Source organism: Curtobacterium sp. MCLR17_044 (assembly GCF_003234435.1).
Taxonomy (GTDB): Bacteria; Actinomycetota; Actinomycetes; order Actinomycetales; family Microbacteriaceae; genus Curtobacterium; species Curtobacterium flaccumfaciens.
The window spans coordinates 122,701-148,759 of sequence record NZ_QKTC01000008.1; the positions used below are offsets into that span (position 1 = coordinate 122,701).

General features: G+C 71.4%; 29 protein-coding genes and 1 tRNA gene. 15 read left to right on the forward strand and 15 right to left on the reverse strand.

The window, feature by feature from the left end; translation table 11 throughout:
• The first annotated feature begins 68 nt into the window (after positions 1-68).
• Complete coding sequence (locus DEJ04_RS07445; RefSeq protein WP_110864355.1) at positions 69-398, forward strand: hypothetical protein; 330 nt, start codon at positions 69-71, stop codon at positions 396-398.
• A 37-nt stretch (positions 399-435) separates the two neighbouring features.
• On the opposite strand, the gene DEJ04_RS07450 is transcribed toward DEJ04_RS07445, so the two are convergent.
• Positions 436-726: a GNAT family N-acetyltransferase gene (locus DEJ04_RS07450; RefSeq protein WP_027465074.1), complete on the reverse strand. Its 291-nt coding sequence runs from the start codon at positions 724-726 to the stop codon at positions 436-438.
• A 105-nt stretch (positions 727-831) separates the two neighbouring features.
• On the opposite strand from DEJ04_RS07450, the gene DEJ04_RS07455 reads away from it, so the two are divergent.
• Positions 832-1,704, forward strand: a complete 873-nt coding sequence (locus DEJ04_RS07455) for a site-specific DNA-methyltransferase (protein WP_111030830.1) — start codon at positions 832-834, stop codon at positions 1,702-1,704.
• A gap of 210 nt (positions 1,705-1,914) precedes the next feature.
• Here the strand turns inward: DEJ04_RS07455 and DEJ04_RS07460 are convergent, their stop codons facing one another.
• The 8 genes from DEJ04_RS07460 to DEJ04_RS07495 all read right to left on the reverse strand — a co-directional run bounded on the left by DEJ04_RS07460 (position 1,915) and on the right by DEJ04_RS07495 (position 11,195).
• The gene (locus DEJ04_RS07460; protein WP_111046702.1) at positions 1,915-4,389 is read right to left on the reverse strand and encodes an MDR family MFS transporter; all 2,475 of its coding nucleotides are present in this window, start codon (positions 4,387-4,389) and stop codon (positions 1,915-1,917) included.
• Positions 4,390-4,611: 222 nt separating this feature from the next.
• On the reverse strand, positions 4,612-6,231 hold the full coding sequence (gene pgm / locus DEJ04_RS07465) for a phosphoglucomutase (alpha-D-glucose-1,6-bisphosphate-dependent) (RefSeq protein WP_071406014.1): 1,620 nt from the start codon (positions 6,229-6,231) through the stop codon (positions 4,612-4,614).
• Between the two features lie 143 nt (positions 6,232-6,374).
• A complete protein-coding gene (locus tag DEJ04_RS07470) occupies positions 6,375-6,620 on the reverse strand; it encodes a hypothetical protein (protein WP_110864358.1) in 246 nt (81 codons plus the stop codon).
• Between the two features lie 126 nt (positions 6,621-6,746).
• A complete protein-coding gene (locus DEJ04_RS07475) occupies positions 6,747-7,409 on the reverse strand; it encodes a bifunctional 2-polyprenyl-6-hydroxyphenol methylase/3-demethylubiquinol 3-O-methyltransferase UbiG (RefSeq protein ID WP_071406012.1) in 663 nt (220 codons plus the stop codon).
• The gene (locus DEJ04_RS07480; RefSeq protein ID WP_111046703.1) at positions 7,406-8,071 is read right to left on the reverse strand and encodes a DUF2064 domain-containing protein; all 666 of its coding nucleotides are present in this window, start codon (positions 8,069-8,071) and stop codon (positions 7,406-7,408) included. The genes DEJ04_RS07475 and DEJ04_RS07480 overlap by 4 nt, the downstream gene beginning before the upstream one ends.
• Positions 8,068-8,817, reverse strand: a complete 750-nt coding sequence (locus tag DEJ04_RS07485; RefSeq protein ID WP_111046704.1) for a glycosyltransferase family 2 protein — start codon at positions 8,815-8,817, stop codon at positions 8,068-8,070. Before DEJ04_RS07485 ends, DEJ04_RS07480 begins: the two co-directional genes overlap by 4 nt.
• 384 nt (positions 8,818-9,201) lie before the next feature.
• Positions 9,202-10,272, reverse strand: coding sequence for an NAD(P)-dependent oxidoreductase (locus DEJ04_RS07490; RefSeq protein ID WP_111030820.1), 1,071 nt, complete (start codon positions 10,270-10,272; stop codon positions 9,202-9,204).
• Positions 10,269-11,195 carry an MTAP family purine nucleoside phosphorylase gene (locus DEJ04_RS07495; RefSeq protein WP_111046705.1) on the reverse strand — a complete coding sequence of 309 codons (927 nt, stop codon included), beginning with the start codon at positions 11,193-11,195 and terminating at the stop codon, positions 10,269-10,271. Before DEJ04_RS07495 ends, DEJ04_RS07490 begins: the two co-directional genes overlap by 4 nt.
• Before the next feature lie 107 nt (positions 11,196-11,302).
• On the opposite strand from DEJ04_RS07495, the gene glp reads away from it, so the two are divergent.
• From glp to DEJ04_RS07535, 8 genes are all read left to right on the forward strand, one after another.
• Positions 11,303-12,547 carry a gephyrin-like molybdotransferase Glp gene (glp, locus tag DEJ04_RS07500; protein ID WP_111046706.1) on the forward strand — a complete coding sequence of 415 codons (1,245 nt, stop codon included), beginning with the start codon at positions 11,303-11,305 and terminating at the stop codon, positions 12,545-12,547.
• On the forward strand, positions 12,544-13,032 hold the full coding sequence (gene moaC, locus DEJ04_RS07505) for a cyclic pyranopterin monophosphate synthase MoaC (protein WP_111056875.1): 489 nt from the start codon (positions 12,544-12,546) through the stop codon (positions 13,030-13,032). Before glp ends, moaC begins: the two co-directional genes overlap by 4 nt.
• Positions 13,029-13,541, forward strand: coding sequence for a molybdenum cofactor biosynthesis protein B (locus DEJ04_RS07510; RefSeq protein ID WP_071406005.1), 513 nt, complete (start codon positions 13,029-13,031; stop codon positions 13,539-13,541). The genes moaC and DEJ04_RS07510 overlap by 4 nt, the downstream gene beginning before the upstream one ends.
• Complete coding sequence (locus tag DEJ04_RS07515; RefSeq protein WP_111046707.1) at positions 13,538-13,978, forward strand: molybdenum cofactor biosynthesis protein MoaE; 441 nt, start codon at positions 13,538-13,540, stop codon at positions 13,976-13,978. The genes DEJ04_RS07510 and DEJ04_RS07515 overlap by 4 nt, the downstream gene beginning before the upstream one ends.
• A gap of 110 nt (positions 13,979-14,088) precedes the next feature.
• Positions 14,089-14,652, forward strand: coding sequence for a hypothetical protein (locus DEJ04_RS07520; RefSeq protein ID WP_146248670.1), 564 nt, complete (start codon positions 14,089-14,091; stop codon positions 14,650-14,652).
• A complete protein-coding gene (locus DEJ04_RS07525) occupies positions 14,649-15,047 on the forward strand; it encodes a PLDc N-terminal domain-containing protein (protein ID WP_051596635.1) in 399 nt (132 codons plus the stop codon). Before DEJ04_RS07520 ends, DEJ04_RS07525 begins: the two co-directional genes overlap by 4 nt.
• A 2-nt stretch (positions 15,048-15,049) precedes the next feature.
• Complete coding sequence (locus tag DEJ04_RS07530; RefSeq protein ID WP_111046709.1) at positions 15,050-15,724, forward strand: hypothetical protein; 675 nt, start codon at positions 15,050-15,052, stop codon at positions 15,722-15,724.
• A 213-nt stretch (positions 15,725-15,937) separates the two neighbouring features.
• Entirely contained in the window at positions 15,938-17,785 is a 1,848-nt protein-coding gene (locus DEJ04_RS07535; protein ID WP_027465089.1) for an ABC-F family ATP-binding cassette domain-containing protein, read from the forward strand.
• 6 nt (positions 17,786-17,791) lie between these two features.
• On the opposite strand, the gene DEJ04_RS07540 is transcribed toward DEJ04_RS07535, so the two are convergent.
• Together DEJ04_RS07540 and DEJ04_RS07545 are read right to left on the reverse strand one after the other, a co-directional pair.
• A complete protein-coding gene (locus DEJ04_RS07540) occupies positions 17,792-18,268 on the reverse strand; it encodes a VOC family protein (RefSeq protein ID WP_146248671.1) in 477 nt (158 codons plus the stop codon).
• 47 nt (positions 18,269-18,315) lie between these two features.
• Positions 18,316-18,810, reverse strand: a complete 495-nt coding sequence (locus tag DEJ04_RS07545) for a MarR family winged helix-turn-helix transcriptional regulator (protein WP_111046711.1) — start codon at positions 18,808-18,810, stop codon at positions 18,316-18,318.
• Between the two features lie 79 nt (positions 18,811-18,889).
• Between DEJ04_RS07545 and DEJ04_RS07550 the strand changes: the two genes are divergently transcribed.
• The 5 genes from DEJ04_RS07550 (at position 18,890) to DEJ04_RS07570 (ending at position 22,017) form a co-directional block, all read left to right on the forward strand.
• Positions 18,890-18,961 (forward strand) — tRNA-Gln (locus tag DEJ04_RS07550).
• Positions 18,962-19,141: 180 nt separating this feature from the next.
• A complete protein-coding gene (locus DEJ04_RS07555) occupies positions 19,142-19,753 on the forward strand; it encodes a nucleotidyltransferase family protein (protein ID WP_181433366.1) in 612 nt (203 codons plus the stop codon).
• Positions 19,754-19,797: 44 nt separating this feature from the next.
• Complete coding sequence (locus tag DEJ04_RS07560) at positions 19,798-20,178, forward strand: hypothetical protein (RefSeq protein WP_111046713.1); 381 nt, start codon at positions 19,798-19,800, stop codon at positions 20,176-20,178.
• Positions 20,179-20,290: 112 nt separating this feature from the next.
• Positions 20,291-21,562, forward strand: coding sequence for an FAD-dependent monooxygenase (locus tag DEJ04_RS07565; protein WP_111046714.1), 1,272 nt, complete (start codon positions 20,291-20,293; stop codon positions 21,560-21,562).
• A complete protein-coding gene (locus DEJ04_RS07570) occupies positions 21,559-22,017 on the forward strand; it encodes a MarR family winged helix-turn-helix transcriptional regulator (protein WP_220035554.1) in 459 nt (152 codons plus the stop codon). The genes DEJ04_RS07565 and DEJ04_RS07570 overlap by 4 nt, the downstream gene beginning before the upstream one ends.
• A 25-nt stretch (positions 22,018-22,042) precedes the next feature.
• Here the strand turns inward: DEJ04_RS07570 and DEJ04_RS07575 are convergent, their stop codons facing one another.
• The 4 genes from DEJ04_RS07575 to DEJ04_RS07590 form a co-directional block, all read right to left on the reverse strand.
• Complete coding sequence (locus DEJ04_RS07575; protein ID WP_017886157.1) at positions 22,043-23,509, reverse strand: SDR family oxidoreductase; 1,467 nt, start codon at positions 23,507-23,509, stop codon at positions 22,043-22,045.
• A 30-nt stretch (positions 23,510-23,539) separates the two neighbouring features.
• Complete coding sequence (locus tag DEJ04_RS07580) at positions 23,540-23,995, reverse strand: GNAT family N-acetyltransferase (RefSeq protein ID WP_111100045.1); 456 nt, start codon at positions 23,993-23,995, stop codon at positions 23,540-23,542.
• Positions 23,996-24,056: 61 nt separating this feature from the next.
• The gene (locus DEJ04_RS07585) at positions 24,057-25,034 is read right to left on the reverse strand and encodes an SDR family NAD(P)-dependent oxidoreductase (RefSeq protein WP_111046715.1); all 978 of its coding nucleotides are present in this window, start codon (positions 25,032-25,034) and stop codon (positions 24,057-24,059) included.
• Complete coding sequence (locus DEJ04_RS07590; protein ID WP_258371333.1) at positions 25,031-25,957, reverse strand: chlorophyllase; 927 nt, start codon at positions 25,955-25,957, stop codon at positions 25,031-25,033. Before DEJ04_RS07590 ends, DEJ04_RS07585 begins: the two co-directional genes overlap by 4 nt.
• Between the last annotated feature and the right edge of the window lie 102 nt (positions 25,958-26,059).

Here is a 26,059-nt window from a genome sequence, read left to right on the forward strand (position 1 = left end):
CGTGTGGATGATGAGAATCCCCCGCGCGGCTGATCCGCTCGCCGCGCAGCCCACGTAGCGTCGCTGCCGTGAACTGGTTGATCTTCCTGGGGGCGGTGGCCGCCGTGGCCGTCGTGGTGTGGATCGCCGATCGCATGGGGTGGATCGACCTGTCGAACAAGTCCCAGCGGAGCGGCGGATCCGGAGGCATGGGCGGGATGCTGGACGAGGTGTTCGCACCGACCCGGCACGAGACGCAAGCCGAGTACGAGCGGCAGGCGCGCCTGCCGAAACAGGCCCCGTCTCCGGCGGACCACGACCACGATCTGCTCAGCGGCAGCGTGCTCATTCGGGTGCCGGCGGTGCGGAGCGCCGGGCGGCACGAGGCCCGCGCGGGGACGCACGACCGGTCGTACTGAGCTGACGGGCGCCGCGCTCGTCTGGGGGTCGCCCGCGTCAGCGCGTCGTGAGCTCCTGGTAGTCCGGGTGCCGCTCGATCCACGCGTGCACGTAGCTGCACTGCGCGACGACCCGGCGTGACGAACTCGCACGCACGTCGTCGAGGGCGTGCTGCACCAGGATCGACGCGTGCCCACCACCGCGGTGCTCGGGATCGACCTCGGTGTGCACGAAGCGGATCTCGTCGCCGTCGATCTCGTACGCTGCGAGGCCGATGACCTCGCCGTCCTCGATCAGGGAGTACTGCTGCTTGTCGGTGTCGTTGCGGACCTCGGGTGCTGCTGCCATGCACTCGACCGTACGCCGGGGCCTGGGCGTGCGGTGCGTGTCCGCTCGCTGCGGCGCGGTGCGGTGCGCGTCGAGCGTGCTCGCTCGGTGCGCGACAATGGGTCCGTGCGCAGGGGAGACGACCGAGGCCCGGACCGCGTCGTCCTCGGCGACGCCCTCGACGTGGTCCCCGCGTACCCGGACGGCTCCTTCACCCTGGTGTACCTGGACCCGCCGTTCAACACCGGCCGGTACCAGCGTCGGCACGCGACCTCCGCCGTCCCGAAGGCCGACGGCCCCGTGATGGGGTTCCACGGCCGGACCTACGAGCGGGTGCGCGGCGACCTGATGCGCTTCGACGACCGGTTCGAGGACTACTGGTCGTTCCTCGAACCCCGACTCATCGAGGCCTGGCGGCTGCTCGCCACCGACGGCACGCTGTACCTGCACCTCGACTACCGCGAGTCGCACTACGCCAAGGTGCTGCTCGACGCGCTGTTCGGCCGCGAGTCGTTCCTGAACGAGATCGTGTGGGCCTACGACTTCGGCGCCAAGTCCAAGACGCGCTGGCCCACGAAGCACGACACGATCCTGGTCTACGTGAAGGACCCCTCGCGGTACTGGTTCGACTCCGAGGCCGTCGACCGCGAGCCGTACATGGCGCCGGGGCTCGTCACGCCCGAGAAGCGCGAGCGCGGCAAGCTGCCCACCGACGTGTGGTGGCACACGATCGTCTCGCCGACCGGCCGCGAGAAGACCGGCTACCCCACGCAGAAGCCCGAGGGGGTGCTGCGGCGGATCGTGCAGGCGTCCTCACGCGAGGGCGACTGGGTGCTCGACTTCTTCGCGGGCAGCGGGACCACGGGCGCCGTGGCACAGGCGTTGGGGCGGCGGTACGTGCTGGTGGACGACAACCCGGCGGCGATCGACGTGATGCGGAAGCGGTTGCCGGGGGCGTCGTTCGAGGTGGCTGCGGCCGGGGCGGGGTCGGCCGTCTGAGGCGGACGGGGTCTGCGACGATCCACGAGTCGTTCGACGCGTGGATCGTCGGAACATGCACACGCCAGAGCGACGATGTCGACGTCGTACGACATCGACGGTGTCGCCTCCGCGCGGCCGCAACAGTTGCACACGCGCAGATGCGACGAGGTCGCTGTCGTACGACAGCGACCTCGTCGTTCGGCATCAGCGAGCGAGCGCCCGCGCCGACTACTCCGCCGAGTGCCGCCCGTGCGCGTGCGCGTCGCCAGCGTCGTCAGCGTCCGTCCGGGAGGCCCGGCTCGCCTCCGCCGCGTCGGCTCCGGCCCCGGGAGCGTCCGGCTCCACGACCGCAGCCGCGTGGGCAGCCCGGGTCCGGATGGCACCGGTCGTCGTCGGGGGCTCGTCGACCGGCGCAGCCGCCGAGTGCGCACCATGCGTCGTGGCGTTCGGCAGCGGCGCACGGGTGTCGTCGACCCCGTGCGGCAGCACCGAGACGTCCGACGCCCCGGCGGCGCGGGCAGACCGAGGCTGCACGTCCGGCGAGGTCGGCACGTCGGGCGAGGTCGGCACGCCGGCAGAGGCAGACGCCGACCCCGTCGGCACCGGACCAGCCCCAGGTGCGGCGGCGGCAGCGGCTGCAGCGGCGCTCCCGTCCGATCCCGCACCGGCAGCGGTGCGTGCAGCGTCCGCCTGCTCCTGCAGCGCCGAGGTCTTGCGGAGCGGCGGCACCCGGAAGAACCACGTCAGCACGAACGCGAGCAGGATCACCGCGAGGCCGACGTAGTAGACGCGGACGGCCGAGTCGCTGAACCCGACCAGGAACGGACGGCTGAGCCGGGGGTCGGCCCCGTTCAGGAACGACGTGTCGCTCGTCGCCGAGTCGGTGGACGAGCTCGCGGCCGAGTCGCCGCTCTTGAGCTGCTTGATGAGCGTCGGGGCGACCTGGTCGACGACGTTCTCCCGCTGCGCCTCGTCCGAGTAGTCGATCTGCAACTTGCCGTCGACGACCGAGGCGTTCGCCTTCGTGGCCGCCGTCTCGAGCGCCTGCTGTTCGGCTGCAGGCTTCGCGTCGTCGACCTGCTGGGCGATGATCGTGTCCGCTGCGGCGGCGGGGACCGTGCCCGCGGCGACCTGCCGCTGCACGGCGGCCGTCACCTGCTTGGTCACGGCGGCGTCGGCGGCCTGCTTCGCCTGCGCGGTGCCCTGGTCGAGACCGTCCTGCACGTTCTTCTGCACCGGGTCGACGATCTTCGTCCAGATCTCGTCCATCACGCCCTGGTTCTTGGACGCGTTCGCGACCGAGGGGGTCATCGCGGCGTTGAGCGCGCTCTTCAGGTCGGACTCGTTCTGCATCGCGGCGCTGATGTTCGTCGGCATCAGGGTGAACAGCACGGAGAGCAGGACGGCGGTACCCATGGTGCCGCCGATCTGACGGAAGAACGTCGCCGCGCTCGTCGCCACACCGATGTCCCGCGGCGAGACCGAGTTCTGCGCGGCCAGGGTCAGCGTCTGCATGAGCTGCCCGAGTCCGAGCCCGATGCCGAACATGCCGAGCATCAGGAACCACAGGGGCCGGTCGGCGGTCAGGAACGTCAGGACCGTGAAGCCGATCGCCGTGAACGCCGTTCCGGTGATCGGGAAGACCTGGTAGTTGCCGGTCTTCGAGATGATCTGGCCGGAGGCGATCGACGAGATCATCAGGCCGAGCACCATCGGCAGCATGGCGAACCCGGACTCGGTCGGGGTCACGCCCTTGACGATCTGCAGGTAGAGCGGGATCGTCAGCATCGCGCCGAACATGCCGAAGCCGACGAGCACCGACAGGATCGCGGACATCGAGAACACCCGCGATCCGAAGAGCTTTATCGGCAGGATCGCGTCGTCGCCCATGGCCCGCTCGACGATGATGAACGCGATCAGGCCGAGGGCACCGATGGCGTAGCAGGCGAAGGCGGCGGGGGAGTCCCAGCCCCACTCGCGGCCCTGCTCGGCGATGAGCAGCAGCGGCACGAGCGTGACGATGACGAGCGTCGCGCCCCACCAGTCGATGCGGGGCTTGCCGCGGTCGCCGAACTTCGGCAGGTGCAGGAACGTCAGCACCATGAACAGGGCGATGATGCCGATCGGCACGTTGATCAGGAACACCCAGCGCCAGCCGGCGATGAACAGCAGCTGGTCGGCGCCGGCGAAGACGCCACCGACGAGCGGCCCGATGACGGACGAGATGCCGAACACCGCCAGGAAGTAGCCCTGGTACTTCGCCCGCTCGCGTGGGGCGAGCATGTCGCCCATGATCGCCAGCGGCAGGGACATCAGGCCACCGGCACCCAGGCCCTGCAGCGCGCGGAACCCGGCGAGCATGAGCATCGAGTCGGAGAACGACGCCGCGAACGAACCGACGATGAAGATGCCGATCGCGGTGATGAAGAGCGGCCGGCGACCGAAGATGTCGGAGAGCTTGCCGTAGATCGGGGTCGTGACCGTCGACGCGATGAGGTACCCGGTGGTGACCCAGGCCTGCTGGTCGAGCCCGTGCAGGTCGTCACCGATGGTGCGGATCGCGGTGCCGACGATCGTCTGGTCGAGGGCGCCGAGGAACATGCCGGCCATCAGGCCGTAGATCACCAACAGGATCTGTCGGTGGTTCATCACGACGTTTGACGCCGTGGTGGGGGCCGCGGGGGCGGTCGCCGTCTGGGTCATGAGCAGGGTCTCCCGGGGTACCGATGCGCTGGCAGAACGATTTTTGCGCTGCCTGCAAAGTTACAACTGCCGCAAGTGCTCGGTCGCACCGAGACGGCTTCCTGAGTGGATCGGCAGTCACGGTACGCCAGTGGACCCCGGTGGCACACGGCCTGGAGGCCCGGCTCGGTTCCGGCGGACGGGCTGCGGTGTCCGAGACCCGCAGCCCGTCCGACGAGGGCGCTACGCGCCCAGCGCTGCGTCGACGATCTCCTTGGCCTCGCGCTGCACCTGCTCGAGGTGCTCCTGCCCGACGAAGCTCTCGGCGTAGATCTTGTAGACGTCCTCGGTGCCCGACGGCCGCGCGGCGAACCATGCCTTGTCGGTCACGACCTTCACGCCGCCGACGGCTGCGTCGTTGCCCGGGGCCTTCGACAGCTTCGCGGTGATCGGGTCGCCGGCCAGGGTGTCCGCGGTGATGGCGTCGCCGTCGAGCTTGCCGAGGCGGGCCTTCTGCTCCTTCGAGGCCGCGGCGTCGACGCGCTGGTACACCGGCGCACCGAAGCGCTCGGTCAGCTCGGCGTAGAGCTGCGAGGGGGTCTTGCCGGTGACGGCGACGATCTCGGACGCCAGGAGCGCCAGGATGATGCCGTCCTTGTCGGTGGTCCACGCGGTGCCGTCGGTGCGCAGGAACGACGCACCCGCGGACTCTTCGCCGCCGAAGGCCACGGAACCGTCGATCAGGCCGGGGACGAACCACTTGAAGCCGACCGGGACCTCCCACAGGCGACGGCCCAGGGACTCGGCGACGCGGTCGATGATGCTCGACGACACCAGGGTCTTGCCGATCGCGGCGTCGTCGCGCCACTCGGGCCGGTGCGCGTAGAGGTACTCGATCGCGACCGCGAGGTAGTGGTTCGGGTTCATCAGCCCGCCGTCGGGCGTGACGATGCCGTGCCGGTCGGAGTCGGCGTCGTTGCCGGTGAGCACGTCGAAGTCGTCCTTGCGGGCGAGTACCGAGGCCATCGCCGAGGGGCTCGACGGGTCCATCCGGATCTTGCCGTCCCAGTCGAGCGTCATGAAGGCCCACGTGGGGTCGACCTCGGGGTTCACGACGGTCAGGTCGAGGCCGTAGTGGTCGCGGATGGCGTTCCAGTACGGCAGCGAGGCGCCACCGAGCGGGTCGGCGCCGATCTTCACGCCGGCACGCTTGATCGCGGCGATGTCGATGATGTTCTCGAGGTCGGCGACGTACGTGTTCAGGAAGTCGTAGCGCTCGGGTTCGGCGTCCTCGGTGCGCTGCACCTCGGCGTTGCCACCCTCGATGATCGCGTTCGCCCGGTTCGCGATCCAGCTCGTGGCGTCGCTGTCGGCGGGACCACCGTGCGGCGGGTTGTACTTGAAGCCGCCGTCGCGGGGCGGGTTGTGGCTCGGCGTGATGACGATGCCGTCGGCCGTGTCCGGGTTGCCGGCGCGGTTGTAGCGGATGATCGCGTGGCTCAGCGCGGGCGTCGGCACGAAACCGTCCTCGCTGTCGGCGAGCACGCGGACGCCGTTGGCGGCGAGGACCTGCAGCGCGGTCTGCTCGGCGGGGGCCGAGAGCGCGTGGGTGTCGCGGCCGATGAAGAGCGGCCCGTCGGTGCCCTGGTCGCGGCGGTACTCCACGATCGCCTGCGTGATGGCGGCGATGTGGGTGTCGTTGAAGGCGGTGTCGAGCGACGACCCGCGGTGTCCGGACGTGCCGAACACGACCTTCTGCTCGGGGACCGAGACGTCGGGCACTCGGTCGTGGTAGGCGGCGAGGAGCTCGTCGAGGTCGACGAGGTCGTCTGCGGTCGCTGGGGTGCCGGCGCGGTCGTTCATGCGTCCATCCTGGCATCGGCCGCCCTGGCGCGTTCGGGGGAAGTGCACCAGAGGCCGGGAACGCGAGCGAGCGGCCGCCCCACCCGGGTTGAGGGGGGACCCCCGGGGTGGACGACCGCTCGCGGTCTGTGGAGGCAGGTGCCTCAGGCGGTGCGGAACGAACCCGTCGCCGTGCGGAACGAACCGGTCACGGTGCGCGTCGAGGACGTCGCGGTGCCGGGACGGCGGAACTGCGTGTCGACGAAGCGGCCGAGTGCGCGGCCGGTGCCGGTGCCGGTGTAGCTGCCGATCGGGCTGCGGGTCGCGTCGCCGGTGAAGGCGCCGAGCTCGGCGCGGGTCTCGAGGCCGGTCACGTAGGCGCCGCCCAGGGGGTTCTGACGGTTCTGCATGGGTGCTCCTCGTCGTCGTGCCGAGGTCCGCAGGTCACCGAGCCGGCGACCGCGACGCCGTCGGCTGGATGACCACCAATGTACGCGCTTGTCTTGCATGATGCAAAACAAGCGCGTGTCGGAGCCTCAGGCGAGCAGCTCGCAGAAGTTCCGGCCCTCGGCCGTCCAGCTCTGCCGCGCGACCAGTCCGGCTTCCGCCGCGTGCCGGTGCAGGGCGTCGAGGCCGACCTCGGCCCACGGGAACCCGGCGCTCTCGTTGCCGTCGGCGTCGACCACCCGGGCGGTGTACACGCGGTCGGCCGTGACCTCGGGGTTCGTCTCCACGATGACCCGGCCACCGGCTCGTACGATCTCGCGGCAGCGGGCGAGCAGGGCGGTGGGGTCGCCGCCGATGCCGATGTTGCCGTCGATCACGAGTGCGGTGTCCCAGTGGCCCTCGTCGGGCACGGCGTCGAACACGGAACCCTGCAGGGCGGTGCCGCCGGAGCGCTGCGCGATGGCGACGGCCTCGGCGGAGACGTCCACGCCGAGCGCCGGGATGCCCCGGGAGCGTGCGGCGACGAGCATCCGGCCCGGGCCGCAGCCGATGTCGATGACGCCGCCGTCGACGTCGTCGAGCAGCGAGCGGTCGACACGGTCGGCGGCGGCGCTCCAGCGGCCGACGTCCATCGTGGTGACGGCGTCGGGACGGTCGGCGTCGGTCAGGCGCAGGTGGCCGTCGGTGCGGAGCGCACGGGCGTACGGCTCGCCGCCGCCGGCACCGAACGAGACGGGTGCGTGCATGGTCATCGGGTGCTCCCCACGGTCTCGGCACGGAGTGCCCGGGTGAAGTCGGAGTCGGGTGCAAGGTCGGCGACCCGCTCGGCGTCCGGCATGGTGTCGACGTCGAGCAATTCGCCGAGCACGCCCACGTCGAGTCCGGCGTCGATCAGGCGTGCGAGCTGCACGGCTCCGGTGTCGTCGCGGGACATCGGGACGCCGCGCAGCAGGTCGCCGGTGGGCTCTCGCAGGTACAGCGACCAGAAGCCGCCGTCCTCGGCCGGGCCGAACCAGGCGTCGCGGGCGGCGTCGTCGAACACCGGTGCGAGGTCCGCGGTGGACACCTGCGGGGTGTCCATGCCGACGAGCAGCAGCGGACCGTCGACGGCGTCGAACAGGAACCCGAGGCGTTCGTCGAGGCCCCCACCGGGCTGGTGCAGCACGTCGAACCCCTCGGCCGAAGCCGGCACGACGTCGCCGTCGAAGAACAGGACCCTGCGGGCCGCGGGCAGTGCGCGGACGGTCGCCAGGGTGTCGCCGAGGCTCGCGGACGCGACGCGCGCGGCGCCCTCGGGGGAGAGCGCCGGCGTCAGCCGGGTCTTCACCTTGCCGGGCAGGCACTCCTTCGCCACGACGGCGACGGTGACGTCGGTGCGCGCAGCGTCGCTGACGGGGGTCGGGTCGGCGGTCACGAGCGGGCCTCCTCGACCACGGGGGTGGACTCGGCCGCCTGGCGGAGCGGTCCCGGTGCGACGGCCCGGACACGGGCCTCCCGGCGGTACGCACGGAGCAGACGGGACATGTCCCGCACCGCGTTGATCGTGCCGCGGAGCGTGCCGGTCACCTTGCTGTCGCCGATGCGCTGCGCGTACCCGATGTCGGATTCATCGACGCGCCAGCCGGCGGCGTGGGCGGCCAGGACCATCTCGAGCGGGTAGCCGCTGCGCCGGTCGCGCAGGTCGAGGGAGACGAGGTCCTCGCGGCGCATCACGCGCATCGGGCCGAGGTCGCGCAGACGGTAGCCGGTCGCGCGGTGCATGAGGACGGCGAGGACGCGGTTCGCGAAGCGCGCGTGCGGAGCCCACGCACCGCGGCCCGTCGGGACGCGGCGGCCGAGGGCCAGGTCGACGCGGCCACTGGCCACGCGGTCGACCAGGGGCGGGAGCTCGGCGGGGTCCATCGAGGCGTCGGCGTCGCAGAAGGCGACGAAGTCGGCGGTCGCCGCGGCGACCCCGGCGGCACAGGCCGAACCGAACCCCTTGACGGGTTCCGTCACGACGAGGGCCCCGTGGGCGCGGGCGACGTCGGCCGATCCGTCGGTCGATCCGTTGTCGACGACGATGGCCCGGTAGCCCGTGGGGAGCCGTGCGATGACCTTCGGCAGGGCGTCCGCCTCGTCGAGGCACGGCAGGATCACGTCGACAGTCATGTCCGTCATTCGGTGCGGTCGGTCGGATCGACGGGTCTGTCCTGGCATGCACTCGACACAACACGACGACGCGCTGCGGGGTACAGGAAACTGCCGGGTCCTGGTCGTTCAGCGCGTCCGGTCTGCGCCTGGTCCCCAGAACGGGGGACAGGGTGCGTGTGTGGGTCCGCGAGTGGTTGCGCAAGACGCCGTCGTGTCGTCGAGACGCCGCCGAATGGGGCGGCGTCTCGCGCACCTGGGGGCGTGGTGCCGACACGACGGCGTCTCGCGTGGCCCTGGGGGCGGGGACTGCGGACGGGAGGCGCGGGGCGGCGCCGTCACGGGCCTCCCGTCCGGTGGCTGGTCGCGCTCTCAGGCGCGGCCAGCGGTGCGCCGCTCGCGCACGCGTTCCGGCTAGCGGACGGCGCTTCGGAGCGGTGCCGTCGCGAAGTCGCGCATGCCGGCCTCGAAGTCGACCTCGGCGTGCCAGCCGAGCTCGGCGGCGATGCGTGCCGAACTCGCGGTGACGTGGCGGACGTCGCCCAGGCGGTACTCGCCCGTGACGACCGGCTGCGGGCCGTCCGGTCCGGCGATCGCGGCGGCCATGTCGCCGATGGTGTGCACGGTGCCGGAGCCGACGTTGTACGCGCGGAACGTGTCCGACGGCAGGTCGGCGGTCGCCGCGATCGAGGCGGCGTTCGCGCCGGCGACGTCGTCGACGTGCACGAAGTCGCGTCGCTGGGCGCCGTCCTCGAAGACGCGGGGTGCCTCGCCGCGGGCCAGTGCCGAGCGGAACAGGGACGCGACACCGGCGTAGGGGGTGTTCGCAGGCATGCCCGGTCCGTAGACGTTGTGGTAGCGGAGCGCGATCGCGCGGCCGCCCGTGGCGCGTGCCCAGCTCGAGGCGAGGTGCTCCTGCGCGACCTTCGTCTGCGCGTACACGTTGCGGGGATCGAGCGCGGCGGACTCGTCGATCAGGCCGGGCAGCAGGGGCTGACCGTCGGGGCCGATCGGGTCGAAGCGGCCGGCGTCGAGGTCCTCGCGGCGGCGGGCCGGCGGACGGGTGGGTTCGCCGGAGGCGGTGGTGTACGCGCCCTCGCCGTAGACGACCATCGAACTGGCGACGACGAGCCGGCCGATGTCGTGCCGGTCCATGCCGGCGAGGACGTGGGCGGTGCCGGCGTCGTTCGACGAGACGTAGTCGGGGGCGTCCTGGAAGTCCACGCCGAGGCCGACCTTGGCGGCCTGGTGGCACACGACGTCGATGCCGTCGAGGGCGGCGTCGAGGGCGACCCGGTCGCGCACGTCGCCGTGCACGAACGCGATGCCCTGCTGCTGGTGGGCGCGGATGACCTCGGCGGGGTCGCCGTGCACGTCGTCGCGCAGCGAGTCGAGGACGCGGACCTCGTGGCCGTCGGCCAGGGCGCGGCGGACGATCGCGGAGCCGATGAAGCCCGCGCCGCCGGTGACGAGGAGGCGGCTCATGCGGTGGCACCCGTGGTGGCGGTGGCGGCAGGCTGGGCCTTCGTTGCCGTGGGCTGGGCCTGCATGATGCTGGCGCTCGCGCTGGTCGGAACGAGTTCGCGCGGGGTGAAGTCGGCGGGGATGGCGGCGACGATCTGGCCGATGGCGCGGACGATGACCTCGTTGGCACGGGCGAGGCGTTCCATGACGAGCGCGTGGGTGACGACGGCTCCGGCGTCGTCGACGTCGGGGCCGCTGGCTGCGGCTGCTGCGGCGGCCTCGTCCTCGGTCGGGGCCAGGCCGGCGTCGGCGTCGGTCACGAACGACAGGTTCACGGTGGCGATGCCGAGTTCGGCGGCCAGGGGGACCTCGGGCGTCATCGTCATGTTGATGGTGTGGCCGCCGGCCTGGCGGAGCCAGACGGACTCGGCGCGGGTGGAGAACCGGGGGCCCTGGATGACGACGCAGGTGCCGGTCGGACGGAACGGCACGTCGAGTCCGGCGACGGCGTCGATCGCCGCGCGGCGGAGCGTCGGGTCGAACGGGTCGGCGAAGGACAGGTGCTGCACGTCGTCCTCGAAGAACGTGTCGGCGCGGCCCCAGGTGCGGTCGATGAGCTGGTCCGTCACGACGAAGGTGCCCGGGGCGTAGTCGGGGTGCAGGCCGCCGACGGCGCTCGAGGACACGATCGCGCGGACGCCGAGCGAACGGAGCGCCCAGACGTTCGCACGGTGGTTGATGCGGTGTGGGGCCACGGAGTGCTCACGGCCGTGGCGGGTCAGGAACGCGACCCGTCGTCCGGCCATCGTGCCGATGCTGATCGGGCTCGACGTCGGGCCGAACGGGGTCGGGACGTCGAGCTCGTCGGCGGTGCCCTCCTCGAACAGCTGGTAGAGGCCGGAGCCTCCGATGACACCGATCGTCACGGCTTCGTCGTTCTCCACAGGTCCTCCGGTTGGTCGTCGGCGCGGGCTGCGCGCTGGATACGCTACTGACGGCACCACCGGGCGAACCGGGAGCGGCGCCACCAACCCCCTGTTCGGAGGCACCTGTGCGAACGATCGGTCAGCACCGCGACGACCTGGCGGCGTTGCTCGCGCCGGTGGTGGCGGGCCTCGGAGCAGAAGAACTGTCGATCGGCGAACTCGCCGGTGCGGGTGCCGGCGCCGGTGCGCTTGTCGGGTTCGCCCACCGCGTGCTCGCTGCTCCCGTCGCGTCGCCCGTTCCGCTGCCGCCGTTCGACAACAGTCAGATGGACGGGTTCGCCGTGCGGGCCGCGGACGCGGGGCAGGCCGTCCGGGTCGTCGCCCCGATCCCGGCCGGCGTGGTGCCCGAACCGCTCGAACCCGGCACGGCCGCGCCGATCATGACCGGTGCACGGATCCCGACCGGTGCCGACGCGGTGTTCCCGGTCGAGGCGACCGAGCCCGGTGCGTTCCCGGCGGCGCTCGAGCTGCCCCGGGTGACGGTGCCCGCCGACCTGACCGCCGGCACCTTCGTGCGGGTGACCGGCAGCGACCTGCCCACCGGTGCCGAGCTCGCTCCGGCCGGTTCCGCCGTCACGCCGGCGCTGCTCGGGGCGCTGGCCTCTGCGGGGGTGACGACCGTGTCGGTGCGCCGACCACTGCGGGTCCTCGTCGTGTCGACCGGCTCGGAGCTGCAGGGCGCCGACACGGACGCGGCGACCATCGGTGACGCGAACGGCATCGCGCTGCGGGCAGCCCTTGCCCAGGTCGGTGCGGACGCACGGGCCGTCCGGGTGCCCGACGACGTCGCTGCCTTCGACCGGGCGCTCGATGCAGCCGTGGGGGACTGGGCCGACCTCGTGCTGACCACCGGGGGCATCAGCGCCGGGGCGTACGAGGTCGTCCGACAGGCGCTCGAACCCCGCGGGCTCGCGGTGACGCCGGTCGCGATGCAACCCGGTGGGCCGCAGGCGTTCGGCAGCGTCGTGTTCGGAGACGGTCGCGCCGTACCGGTCGTGTCCTTCCCCGGCAACCCGGTGTCGGCGCTCGTCTCGTTCGAGGTGTTCCTGCGCCCCCTGCTCGCCGCCGCCGTCGGACTCACGCCGGACCGCCCCGCGCAGGTCCTGCCGGCGGCGTCCGCTGCCGGCTCGCCCATCGCCAAGCACCAGGTCCGTCGCGGCCGGGTGCAGGACGGTGCCGTGCACTTCGTCGGTGGGCCGAGTTCGCACCTGCTCGTGCACTACGCCGCCGCCACCCACCTGGTGCACGTCCCCGTGGGGGTCGACGCCGTCGAGGTCGGCGACCCCCTGACCGTCTGGAGCCTCCGATGACCGACCCGTCCGCCTCCGACCAGCTGTCGCACGTCCGCGCTGACGGCAGCGCGCACATGGTGGACGTCTCCGCGAAGGACGTCACCGACCGGTCGGCCACCGCCACCGCCACCGTCGTCACCCGCCCCGACGTCGTCGCACGCATCCTCGACGGCTCGCTGCCCAAGGGCGAGGTCGTCGGCACCGCCCGCATCGCCGCGATCATGGCGGTGAAGAAGACCTCCGACCTGATCCCGCTGTGCCACCCGCTGCCGATCGCCGGCGTGCAGGTCGACATCACCGGCACCGACGACCGCGTGCTGATCGAGGTGTCGGTCCGCACGACCTCGCGCACCGGCGTCGAGATGGAAGCCCTGACCGGGGCGAGCGTCGCCGCCCTGACGGTGTACGACATGGTGAAGGCCGTCGACCGAGCGGCCGTGATCACGGACGTGCGCGTGCTCGAGAAGCACGGCGGACGCTCCGGGGACTGGAGCAACCGATGACCGCCGAGCCGACCAGGGGCCGGGCCGCCGTCGTCGTGGTGTCCACGCAGGCCGCCGCCGACCCCGCGCTCGACCGCACCGGACCCGTCATCGCCGACTGGCTGCGCGACCACGGGTTCACCACGAGCGACCCGATCATCGTCCCCGACGGCGGCGCGATCACCGAGACCGTCACCGCGGAACTCCTGGCCGACGCCCGGGTCGTCATCACCACCGGGGGCACCGGGGTCACCCCGACCGACCGGACCCCCGAGGCGGTGGCGGGGCTGATCGACCTCGAACTGCCCGGCATCACCGAGGAGATCCGTCGACGCGGACTCGCGGGCGCCGGCCCGACCGCCCTGCTCACCCGCGGGGTCGCCGGGGTCACGAACGCCGGCTGCCTGCTCGTCACCCTGCCCGGGTCGCGCGGTGGGGTGTCCGACGGACTCGCCGTGCTCGACGGAGTACTCGACCACGTGGTCGCACAGGTGCACGGCGAGGGCCACGCCCCGCGGAGCGCCTCGTGAGCACCACCGAGTCCGCCGCACGGGTCGTGCTCGCCGACGTCGTCGACCGCGACGTCAGCGTCGACGAGGTCGCAGCCGTGGTGGCCACCGAACAGGACGGCGCGGTGGTGACCTTCGCCGGCATCGTCCGTGACCACGACGGTGGCAAGGGCGTCACCACGCTCGACTACGAGGGGCATCCGAGTGCCGGCGAGGTCATCACCGAGGTCGCCCGGACCATCGCCGAGGACCACCCCGACGTCCGGATCGCCGTGCTGCACCGGGTCGGGGCGCTCGGCATCGGGGACGTCGCGCTCGCCGCAGCGGTGTCGTCGTCGCACCGGGCGCAGGCGTTCGCCGCGTGCGGTGCGCTGGTCGACCTCGTGAAGGAGCGCGTGCCGATCTGGAAGCACCAGCGGTTCACCGACGGGACGGACGAGTGGGTCGCGGCGCTGTGACATCTGCCGAACGGTCGAATGTCGAACCGACGGTGGTGGAACGCCGGTGGGCCGAGTCCGAGCAACGTGCTCGCGCCGTCTCGGCGCAGCCCCCGGGTGCTGTCCTGCAGGTGCGTTGGTTCGTCCTGGCGATCGTGCTGGTGTTGGTGGTGCTCGCCGTCGGGGCGATCGTCCTGCCCGCCGGCTCCGACGCTCGTTTCACGCTCTCGGCCGTGGTCGCTGGACTGGGCTTCGTGGCCGGTCTCAGTGAAGCCGTCCAGGTCAGCATCCGCCGGAGACGGAACGGCGTGGCTGCTCGGCCGGTGGCGGTGCTCGCGCCGTTGCAGCAACGCGAGCAGCGGGCGGTGACCGCGGCCGCGACCGGGCGGCGCGCTGCCCCCACCGACCGGCTGGCGATCGTGCGGGCTCGGGCCGTCGAACTCACCGACGGCACCGGGATCCAGCTCACCGCGGGCCTCGTGGTCGTGTGGGCGGCCGTCGCGTTCTCCGGCGTCACGCTCTGGCCCGTCTACCTGGCGGGTGGCATCGCCGCCGCGGGGCAGTTCGCATGGACGGCACGGTCCGCGGTGCTCGCCCGCCGGTACCTCGACGCCCACCCTGTGCACCTTCGCAACCGGGACGCTCGTTCGGGGCATGGTGAGACTCCAAGCGGATCCATAGAATCGCGAACATGAGCGTCTTGCTGCCCGGGATCACCGTCATCCTGCTGGTCTTCGCCCTGATCGACATCCTGACGAAGACGGATGACCAGATCCGCGGCCTGCCGAAGATCGCGTGGGTGATCCTCGTGATCCTGGTCCCCGTCGTCGGCAGCATCGTCTGGTTCGCCATCGGCCACGACTGGGCTCCGGGCGAACGGAACCACGGTCGCTACATCGAGCCGACCCGCCACGAGGACCGGTACGCGACCCTCGGCGACGCCCGCAGCGCGCACGGCGCCAAGCGCGTCACCGGTACCGAGCAGGAGCTCGCCGAGCTCGAGCGCGAGATCGAGTACTGGGAGGCGCAGGCCCGGTTGAAGCGCGCGAAGGAAGCCGCGGGCGAGGGCGACGCCGCCCCCGCGAGCTGATCGTGTCCACGCCGGCCCCGCATGAGTTCGCCGGAGCCACGGTCTCCGAGGAGACCTGGCAGCAGGTGGAGGACCGTCTCGCGGGGGCGCCAGTCGGACCGCGTGTCCGCCGTTCGATGGTCCGGCGGGTCATCTGGATCGTGCTGGCCGTCGTCGCCGCGGTTGCAGCCGGGTGGCTGAGCGCCGAACACCTGCCGCGCTTCGAGCTGCCCTCGACCGGAAGTGGCCTGCCGGACTGGGCGTTCTTCGTCATCGTCCCGCTCATGATCGTTGGCCCGGTCTGCTGGGTCACCGCAATCGTCCGAGGCGGTGGACAGTTCCAGAGCGCGCTGTCCGACCCGATGCTCGGGCTTCCTCGTGCCGTCCGCCGACGGATCGAGCGCATGGCTCGTGGGCAGCAGCCCGCCGATCCGCAGCACCGGACCGCGCTCGTCGCACTCGCCGGCCGTCGGCTCGGTCAATCGACATCGACGTTCTGGCTCGCCCTCGGATGGACGCCGTTCGCGTTCGCGCAGTTCCTGCTCAACTGGGCGACGTTGTTCGGGCTGCTGTACGCGCTCCTCACCGTGTTCTTCCTCGCGATGCTGCTCTGGACCGTCAGCAAGCGGAAGCAGTGGCGAGCGTTCCTGCAGGAGACCGAGCCCCGCGCCGGGGCCGAGCCGGCCCCCGCGAGCTGACCCGGGCCTCCAGGCCGACGCGCCGACGCACCGTGCGCGGTCTGTCGGGTGGTGCGAGGTTGCGCGCTCCGTGTGCCGCTACAGGCTCGCACCGAGCGGGCAACCTCGCACCATTCGAACAAGCGCGCACCGTGCGACGAGCGCCGGCCGGCCAAACCCCCGAACCAACCCGCCCCGCACCCACCACCCCGCCGCGCCACCTACCCTTGACGCGTGGCACATCTCCTCGGCGCCGAGAACCTGCATCTCGAGTTCCCCACCAAGGTCGTCTTCGACAACGTCACCCTCGGCATCGACGAGGGTGACCGGATCGGCGTCGTCGGCCGGAACGGCGACGGCAAGTCGACCCTCCTCGCACTGCTGTCCCAGCGCCTCGAGCCGGACGGCGGCCGCGTCACGCACCGCCGTGGGCTGACCATCGGCTACCTGGACCAGCGCGACATCCTGCCCGAGGGCGCGACCGTCGGCAGCACCGTCGTCGGCGACCTCGAGGAGCACGAGTGGGCCGGTGACCCGAAGATCCGCGACATCATCGGCGGTCTGGTCTCGGACATCCCGTGGGACGTCAGCGTCGACGAGCTGTCCGGTGGGCAGCGTCGCCGTGTGGCCCTCGCGCGGCTGCTGGTCGGCGATTGGGACGTCCTGTTCCTGGACGAGCCGACCAACCACCTGGACGTCGAAGGCATCGAGTGGCTCGCCGGGCACATCAACCGCCGCTGGTCGTCGAACCAGGGCGGCATGGTCGTCGTGACGCACGACCGGTGGTTCCTCGACGCCGTGTCGACCGACACGTGGGAGGTCCACGACGGCGTCGTCGACCCCTTCGAAGGTGGCTACGCCGCGTACATCCTGCAGCGCGTCGAGCGTGACCGGCAGGCCGCCACGATCGAGCAGCGCCGCCAGAACCTGGCCCGCAAGGAGCTCGCGTGGCTCCGCCGCGGTGCCCCGGCCCGCACGAGCAAGCCGAAGTTCCGCATCGACGCGGCGAACGCCCTGATCGACGACGTCCCGCCGATCCGCGACACGGTCGCGCTGTCCCGGACGGCGACCGCGCGCCTCGGCAAGGACGTCGTCGACCTGCTCGACGTGAGCGTCTCGTTCGACGGCACGCAGATCCTCGACCGCATCGAGTGGCGCATCGCACCGGGGGAGCGGACCGGCATCCTCGGCCCGAACGGCGCCGGCAAGTCGACGCTGCTCAACCTGGTCTCCGGGCGGCTGCAGCCGACGAGCGGGCGGGTGAAGACCGGCAAGACGGTGCAGGTCGCGGTCCTCGACCAGCAGCTCGCCGACCTGCAGCAGTTCGCCGACGACCGCGTGCGCGAGGTGGTGGCCCGCAAGAAGACGAGCTACGTCGCCGACGGCAAGGAGATGACGCCGTCGCAGCTGCTCGAGCGGCTCGGCTTCACCTCGGAGCAACTCTCCACGCCGGTCAAGGACCTGTCCGGTGGGCAGAAGCGGCGCCTGCAGCTCATGCTCATCCTGCTCGACGAGCCGAACGTGCTCATCCTCGACGAGCCCACAAACGACCTCGACACCGACATGCTCGCCGCCATGGAGGACCTGCTCGACACCTGGCCCGGCACCCTGCTGGTCGTCAGCCACGACCGGTACCTGCTCGAGCGCGTCACCGACCAGCAGTACGCCGTGCTCGGCGGGCACCTGCGCCACCTGCCCGGCGGCGTCGACGAGTACATGCGTCTGCGCGAGGCCGGTACCGGTGGCGGGACCGCCTCTGCGGCTGCCGCCGCGTCTGCCGGGAGGCCCGACACCGTCGGCGGGACCGGCTCGGCCGGTGCCGTGGCCGGGTCCACGGCCGCCGGTGCGTCCGCCCTGTCGGGCGCGGACCGGCGGACGGCCGAGAAGGAGATGTCGGCGCTCGACCGCAAGATCGCGAAGGTCGGCGCGGATCGCAAGAAGCTGCTCGACCAGTTCGCGACGCACGACCAGTCCGACTACGCCGGACTCGGCGAACTGCAGGCGAAGCTCGGTGCGCTCGAGGCCGAGGTCGAGCAGCTCGAGGAGCGCTGGCTCGAGGTCGCGGAGCTGCTCGGGGTCTGAGCCGGTCTACTCGACGGACGCGGGGTCGACCGCGTCCTGGCCGCTGTCCGTCGGCGTGCCGTCCTCGGGGGCCCCACCGCCGGGGTTTGCCACGACCTCCCACAGGTGCCCGTCCGGGTCCTGGAAGAAGCCGGACCACATGCCCCACGGGCGCGTGTAGGGCGGTTCGGGCATCGTGGCGCCCGCTGCCTGCGCCCGTTCGAGGAACGCCTCCGCCTCGGCCTGACTGCTCGTGAAGTGCCCGATCGTGCTGCTCGGTGCCGTGGCCAGCTGTACGCCGGAGTCCTTCGCCATGTCGTCCCGGCCGTAGACGCTGACGATCAGGCCGTCGTCGAGGGTGAACATCGCCGTGGTGCCGCCGGCCTGCGTCTCGGTGGCGGGGTACTCGGTGCCGATGACGCCGCTGCCCTCGATGCCGAGCAGGGCGCGGTAGAACTCGGCCGATCGAGCGACGTCGGCGACGGCGAGGGTGATGGCGTGCATGCCGCGCACGCTACCCCGGGGCCGCTCGGCCCGTGTCACGCTGTCGGTCAGTCCCCGAGACCCAGGATGAGTCGGCGGAGCAGCCCGGCCAACTGGCCCTGCTCGTCGGCGGAGACCCCGGACAGGATGTCGCGCTCGGCGGCCAGCAGGTCCGCGATCGCCGCGTCCACCGCCACCCGGCCCTTGCCCGTCAGCGAGACGAGGATGCCGCGGCCGTCCTTCGGGTCGGTCCGACGCCCCACGAAGCCGCGGGCCGCCAGACGGTCCACCCGGTTCGTCATCGTGCCGCTCGACACCAGGGTCTGCTGCAGCAGGGTCTTCGGGCTCAGCTCGTAGGGCTCACCCGTTCGCCGCAGGGCCGACAGGACGTCGAACTCCCACGGCTCCATGTCGCTCGCGTCGAACGCCGTCCGCCGGGCTCGGTCCAGGTGCCGGGCGAGCCGGTCCACGCGGGACAGCACCTCGAGCGGGCCGAAGTCGAGGTCGGCACGCTCACGACCCCACGCCGCGACGATGCGATCGACCTCGTCCTCATGCGGCATCCCTCCATCTTGGCCGAACCCCGAGCGGACAGCCAGCCTCGTCGGTCATGGGAGGATGGAGGAGCACCTCCGGGTGCGTTCCGCCTTGGTGTAATGGCAGCACGACGGCCTTTGGTGCCGTTAGGTCCGGGTTCGAATCCTGGAGGCGGAGCAACTCCGCGCTGACCGGTCGCATCTTCGCTGCTCAATTCGAGCAACCCGACCGCAGGGGCGAGTGCGCTGCATCTGTCCGGGGATTGCCCGGAAGTGGTTCCTTCTGGTTGCTTCCCATCACTATAGTGATGTACGCGTCACTATAGTGATGCTGGATGACCGAGGTGAGGAGGGCGTCGTGCAGCTGCAGAGCCCGTTCGCGGCGTTGTCGAGTGGCCTCGATGGTGACGTTCTGATGGTGCTGAGCGGCCTGTCGGACCGACCCTTCACGGTGTCCGCGGTCCAGCGGCTCGTGCCCGGAGGCCGTTCGCGAAACGGCGTGAAGAAGGTGCTTGACCGTCTGACGGAGCAGGGCATCGTCGTGTTCGACGACATCGGCGGCGTGAGCACGTACGCGCTCAACCGAGACCATCTCCTCGCGTCGGCGGTCCTCGAGGTCGCCGGAGCTCGTACCCGCTTCCTCGACAGGGTCCGCGGGGAGATCGCATCGATGCCGGTCCGCTACGCAGCGTTGTTCGGCTCGGCCGCGCGAGGTGCGATGCGACCGGACAGCGACATCGATCTGTTCTTCGCCGTGGATGCCGTTTCGCGGACGGATGCTGAGGACCGCATCTACGACCTCACCATTGCCGTTCACCGGTGGACCGGCAACCAGGTGAACCCCATCGTGTACGACGTCTCGGGGGTCAGCCCCGATGACCCGCTCATCGGTTCCATCGCGAGTGAGGGCATTCCCCTCGTGGAAGACCGCCGATGGCTCCAAGCCCACCTCAGGAAGGCCGCACGTTGACTCCACCGAAACTGCCGTCGACCACTGACGGCGACAACGCTTTCATGCGCGGTCGGCTCGAGAAGGCCAAGGGCTTCCTCGAGTCAGCCGAGACGCTGTTCGAGTTCGGTGCCGAGGACGGGATCCTGGTTCCGACGTCCCCTCATGCCGACTCCTTCGTCGACCTGTGCGTCGACGCGGGGATCGCCGCGGCAGACGCCATCTGCATCGGCAAGACCGGAAGGTACAGCAGTGGGGCGAGCCACAACGACGGCGTCTCGATCCTGCAGGATGCGACAGGCCGGCCGATTGCGAAGCACCTCGAGACGCTCGTTCGGGTCAAGAACAAGGCGGCCTACAGCGCGAGGTCAGTAGACGCATCGGACATCCGCAATGCCGGTGCGGCCGCCCGCGCACTCGTTGCCGTCGCGGAGGATCTGGTCTGACAGCTCACCGATCGACGCGGACCCGAAAGCATCTTCTCTGTGGAGTGTTATTGCTGTGAAGGTATACTCTTCGTGAGGCGGCACTCGCCGCCCCACGAGCAGAGGACCACCCATGGCGACCACGCCGCACCACCGCCCACGCGTCCTGATCACCGGCGCGAGCATCGCGGGCCCCGCGCTGGCGTGGGGACTCGACCGATCGGGCTTCGATGTCACGCTGCTCGAGCGGTCGCCGGAGCAGCGGACCACCGGCCAGAACATCGACGTCCGGGGGCTCGGGCGCGAGGTCCTCGAGCGCATGGGCCTCCGCGACACGGTGATGCAGCACCTCACCGGCGAAGCGGGCACACGGTACGTGGACGAGCACGGCACCCCGTACGCCACGTTTCCGAAGACCGAGGGCCAGGACGGTCCGACTGCCGAGATCGAGATCCTGCGGGGCACGTTCGCCGGGATCCTCGTCGATGCGCTGCCGGACACGATCGACCGCCGCTACGGGGACTTCGTCGTGGGCGCCGAACAGGACGGCACCGGGGTGAACGTCCGCTACGACAGCGGCGCTCCGGAGCGGTTCGACCTGGTCGTCGTCGCCGAGGGCCGCAGCTCGCGCACCCGTCGGATCCTGTTCGCCGACGAGACGGAGTACCGCGACCACGGCGTCAGCATCGCCTACGGCACGCTCGACCGGATCGGCAGCGACACCGACCACTGGGACTGGTACACGGCGCCGCGTGGACGTGTCGCGTCGATCCGGCCCGACAACGAGGGGACGATCCGGGCCAGCGTGTCCTTCGAGTCGGAGCCGATGGGCTTCGAGCAGCTCCCCGTCGACGTGCAGCTGCGGATCCTGCGCGAGCGCTTCCGGGGCGCAGGGTGGCAGACGGAGCGGATCCTCGACGGGTTCAGGGAGCGGTCTGACGAGTTCTACACGCAGCGGATGGAACAGGTCGTGGTGTCGCGATGGAGCAAGGGCCGGATCGCGCTGCTCGGTGACGCGGCCTGGGGCTCCGGGCCGACCGGCATGGGCACGACGCTGTCCCTGGTCGGCGCGCACATCCTGGCCGGGGAACTCGCACGGACGATCGAGCCGGCCGGCGGCGCTGATCACGGGTACTCGATCCCGGACACATTCGCGCGCTACGAGGAGATGCTCCGCGGGTACGCCGACAGCGCCCAGGGGCTTCCGCGCGGCGGTGCGCGCCTGCTGCACCCGTCGTCGAAGGCGGGCGTCCGCGCGGTGCGGGCGGCGCTCCGGGTGGCGTCTCTCGGTCCGGTCCGCGGCTTCGCCCAGAAGTACCTCCTGACGAGCGAGAAGCACGTCCCCGTCCTGCCGCACTACCCGACACTGCAGGGGGCCCGGAAGGCGGCAGAATCGATCGCATGACCGACCTGCGCTCCCAGACCCTCGAGGCGCTCCGCCACTACGCCGTCCGGTACCAGGAGTCGGCGCTCCACTTCGCAGCATGGATGGAGCTGCCGACCTCGGACGGCGTCGCGCTGGGGGAGATCCTCTGGGCGGAGACCGAGGGCGAGCCGATGACGGGCACGCGGCTCGCCCGGCGGATCGGGATGACCTCGGGTGCGGCGAACGCGTTGGTCAACCGACTGGAGGAGCGTGGCTTGATCGTGCGGAGCCGCGAGAGCGCGGACCGTCGGGTCGTCACCCTCCGCGTCACCGATCTCACCCGGGAACGCAGCAGTGGGTTCCTCGGGTCACGTGCCGCGGAGCTCGACGAGGCGATCGGTTCGTACGACGACGACACGTTGATGGTGGTGCGCGACTTCCTGCTCCGCTTCGCCGCGGTCCTGCCGCAGGAGACCGCCCCGTCGAAGCACTGACGGAACCGGTCCGGTCAGCCGCTCGTCACCACGAACTCGGCGCGTAGTCCTTCAGGAAGACACCGAACACGTCCTCGCCCGCTTCGCCCCGGACGATCGGGTCGTAGACACGGGCTGCCCCGTCGACCAGGTCGAGCGGCGCGTGGAAGCCCTCCTCGGCGAGCCGGACCTTCGTGGGGTGCGGCCGTTCGTCGGTGATCCAGCCGGTGTCGACGCTCGTCATCAGGATGTTGTCGGTCTCGAACATCTCCTGCGCGCTCGTGCGGGTGAGCATGTTCACGGCGGCCTTCGCCATGTTCGTGTGCGGGTGACCCGGCCCCTTGTAGGCGCGGCCGAACACCCCTTCCATGGCGCTGACGTTCACCACGTAGGTGCGGCGTCCGGTGCTCGCGGCCATGGCGGGGCGGAGCTTCGAGATGAGGATGAACGGCGCCGTGGTGTTGGCCAGCTGGACCTCGAGCATCTCGAGCGGGTCGACCTCGTCGACCTGCTGGGTCCACGAGTTCTCGTCGTGCAGGTCGGGGACCAGGCCGCCGGCGTCGATGGCGGTGCCCAGGGCGAGCCGTTCGAGCGAGCTCGATCCCGGCGCCATCGCCTGTTCGGTCAGCTCGTCGGCTCGGGCTGCGGCGGCCGCGAGGATCGGGTGCGCGGCAACTGAACGGGCGAGCGCCAGCGGGTGCTGGTCGTTCGTGTGCCCGAAGGTCACGAGTTCGGGCAGCGGTCCGTCGGGCAGCGGCGCGAGTTCCGCGTCGACCAGCGGCTGGTAGGCGCCGGTCGACCGGCGCACGGTCTGCGTGGCGTTGTTGATCAGGATGTCGAGGGGACCGGATGCGGCGACGTCCTCGGCGAGTCCGATCACCTGGGCGGGGTCACGCAGGTCGATGCCGACGACCTTCAGTCGGTCCATCCAGTCGGCCGAGTCGGGCAGGCTCGCGAACCGGCGCACCGCATCGCGGGGGAACCGCGTGGTGATGGTGGTGTGGGCCCCGTCGCGCAGCAGCCGGAGGGCGATGTACATGCCGATCTTCGCGCGACCGCCCGTGAGCAGCGCCCGCTTGCCGGTCAGGTCCGTCCGGGCGTCGCGCTTCGCGTGGCTCATGCGGGCGCACGCCGGGCAGAGCTGGTGGTAGAACGCATCGACGACCGTGTAGTGCTGCTTGCACATGTAGCAGGGCCGTGACTTCAGCAGGGTGCCCGCGGTGGTCGATGCGGTCGAGGCGCTGATCGGGACGCCGCGGGTCTCGTCGTCGATCCGGTCGGCGGCCCCGGTGGCGGTGGCGGCGATCACCCGGCGGTCGGCCTCGGCGATGACGCCGCGCTTCTCGAGACGGTGCGCACGCTTGACGGCCTTGAACATCTTCGCGGTGGCCTGCCGGACCCGGATGAAGTCCGGGTGCGTCTCGTCGATCGACGGCAGCTGCTCGAGCACCCGGAGCGCGACGGTCAGGTCGTCGGGGTCGATGCCGCTGGGTTCGGGGTGCTCGGAGCTCACACGCGATCCTACGTCGGGACCGACCACCGGTCAGACGAGCTGCTGCTCCATGCACACGCTCGTCGGGTCGTCGACGTAGGGGCCGAACCGGGGGATGTCCGCGTACCCGGCCTTCCGGTACAGCGCGATGGCCGCGGCCTGCGGCAGGCCGGTCTCGAGCCGGACGGTCCCGATGCCGACCGCGCGGGCCCGGTCGTGCAGGGCGTCGAGCAGCCGCGTCCCCACGCCGAGCCCACGCGCGGCGTCGCTCACGAACATGCGCTTGACCTCACCGGTGCCGTCGCCGGCGTCGACGAGCGCCACTGTGCCGAGGGCGGTGCCGTCCTCGCGCGCCACCAGGAACGTGACGTCGGGCTGGTCCAGGTCGTCGACGTCGAGGGCGTGGTAGTTCTCGGCCGGGTAGAGGCTCAGTCCGTAGTCGTCGCCCTGCTGCAGCAGGTGCAGGACGTCGTCCTGTCGGGGGCTCTCGATCCGCACGGTCAGCACCGTCACACAGTAGCGAGGACGACGAGAACAGTGGGCAGACGAGGCCCCCGGCCGACGGTGATCAGGCCAGGAGTCCCTCGCTGACCTCCCACAGGCGCCGGGCATCATCGGCGTCGAGCATTGCCGAGTTCGCGTCCGACGGGATGCGGTCGGCGGTGAGGGGCAGGACCCGGTCGTCGATCACGGCGACGTCGCTGTCCTTCAGGTAGACCCCGCCGACGCCGTCGAGCAGCGGGCTCGCGGCACCGAACACGAGCGTGGCTGCGCCCTGCTCGACGGTCTTCTTGCCGACCTCGGGGTCGATGACGGTCGCCCCGTGGTCGTCGACCAGTCCTTGCTCGCGGTAGGAGGCGATCCGAGAAGCGTCGTGCGGGCCGGGTCCGATGATGACGCCCGGGTGTGCGGCGAAGGCGCGGATGCCCTGGTCGGCGTACCGCCGGTCGAGCTCCACCGTGAACAGGACGTTGGCGCGCTTCGACTGGCCGTACGCGGTGACCGGGTCGTACCCGTGCGCGAACGTCAGGTCGTCCCACCGGATCTGCCCGAACCGCGCCGCGCCGGAGGTGACGGTCAGGACCCGCGCACCACGGGCCTCCAGGAGGGCGGGGAGGAGCGCCCGCGTGAGCTGGAAGTGCCCGAGGTGCGTCGTCGAGAACGCCAGTTCGTTGCCGCGGCCGTCGAGCCGACGGTCTGGGGTGAAGAGCATCGCGGCACTGTTCACGAGCATGTGCAGCGGGCGGCCGGAGGCCGACCAGCGCGCGGCGAAGGCGTCGACCGACGACGGGTCGGTGAGGTCGAGGGCCTCGACGCGGATGCCCGGCATGTCGGCGACGGCGGCGGATGCCCGCTCGACGTCGCGGGAGGCGACGGTGACGTCGGCGCCGGCCGCCGCGAGGGCGCGGCTGGTCTCGCGGCCGAGGCGGCTGTGTCCGCCGGTCACGACGACGTTCCGGCCGGTCAGGTCGACGCCGTCCAGGACGTCGGCGGCGGTGGACGCGGCGGTGAACGGAGTGGGCAGGGGGTGCTGGTGGGTGATCACGAGTGGTGCTCCTTCGATTCGATGTGGCCGACGGCGGCAGCAGGGCCGACGGCGTCGGCGACCGCCGACCACGCGTCGGGGTCGAAGCCGAGCTCGGTCCGGAGGAACGCCGTCGTGGTGTGGCGGACGAGGTCCACACGGTCGGGGCTCTCGTCGGTGGTGGCGGTCGACTCGTAGTCCTGGATCCCGCCGAGCAGGTGCTCCCCGCCGTGGACGGTCACCAGGTGCCGCGCGCCGGGGCTCAGGTGGTAGACGTCGGTGAACCAGTCCGGGCCTCGCGTCGAGAGCTGGGACTGGTCGTGGTCGCCGGCGACGACCAGTGACGGGGTGTGCAGCTGGCTGAAGTCGGGGCTCATGAACGCGAAGTGCTCCTGCGCGAACGGCACGAGGTCGCCGCGCGCGATCCCGGTGGTGGACAGCAGGACCCCGGCGCGCACGCGGTGGTCGGTGCGGTCCTCGCCCGGCCGCCCGTCGGCGTCCAGGACGCGGGCCCCGAGCAGCATGCCCACGGACTGTCCGCCCCACGAGTGTCCGACCGCGGCGATGCGCGCGGTGTCGACGCGCCCGCTCAGGCCGGGGACCGCGTCGATGATCTGGTCGAGGTCGTCGAGCACCCGCTCGAGGTCGTCGACCCGCGTCTGCCAGATGGTCGGGTAGCGCGGGTCGTCGAGCGTCAGCCCGTAGGCCTTCGCGTCGAGGAACGTCGGCTGGACGACGACGAAGCCGTTCGCGGTCCAGTGGTCGACCAGGGGGTCGCCGCCGGTCATGGACTGGCCGAAGCCGTGGGCGAAGACGATGACGGGCAGGTCCGTTCCGGTCGTCGGTGCGGTGATCCGGACCTCGAGGTCCTGACCGCGCGAGGGTGCGGGAAGCGTGACGGGGCGCACGCTGATGACCTGCGGTCGAGGTGCTGTGGGTGCCATGTGGGCCTTTCCGGGATGCGGTGTCGCCCGAGGGCGGAGCGACTGTCGTCCGAAACGGAGCGACGTTCCGGAACGATACGGAACAACGATCCGGATTGCAAG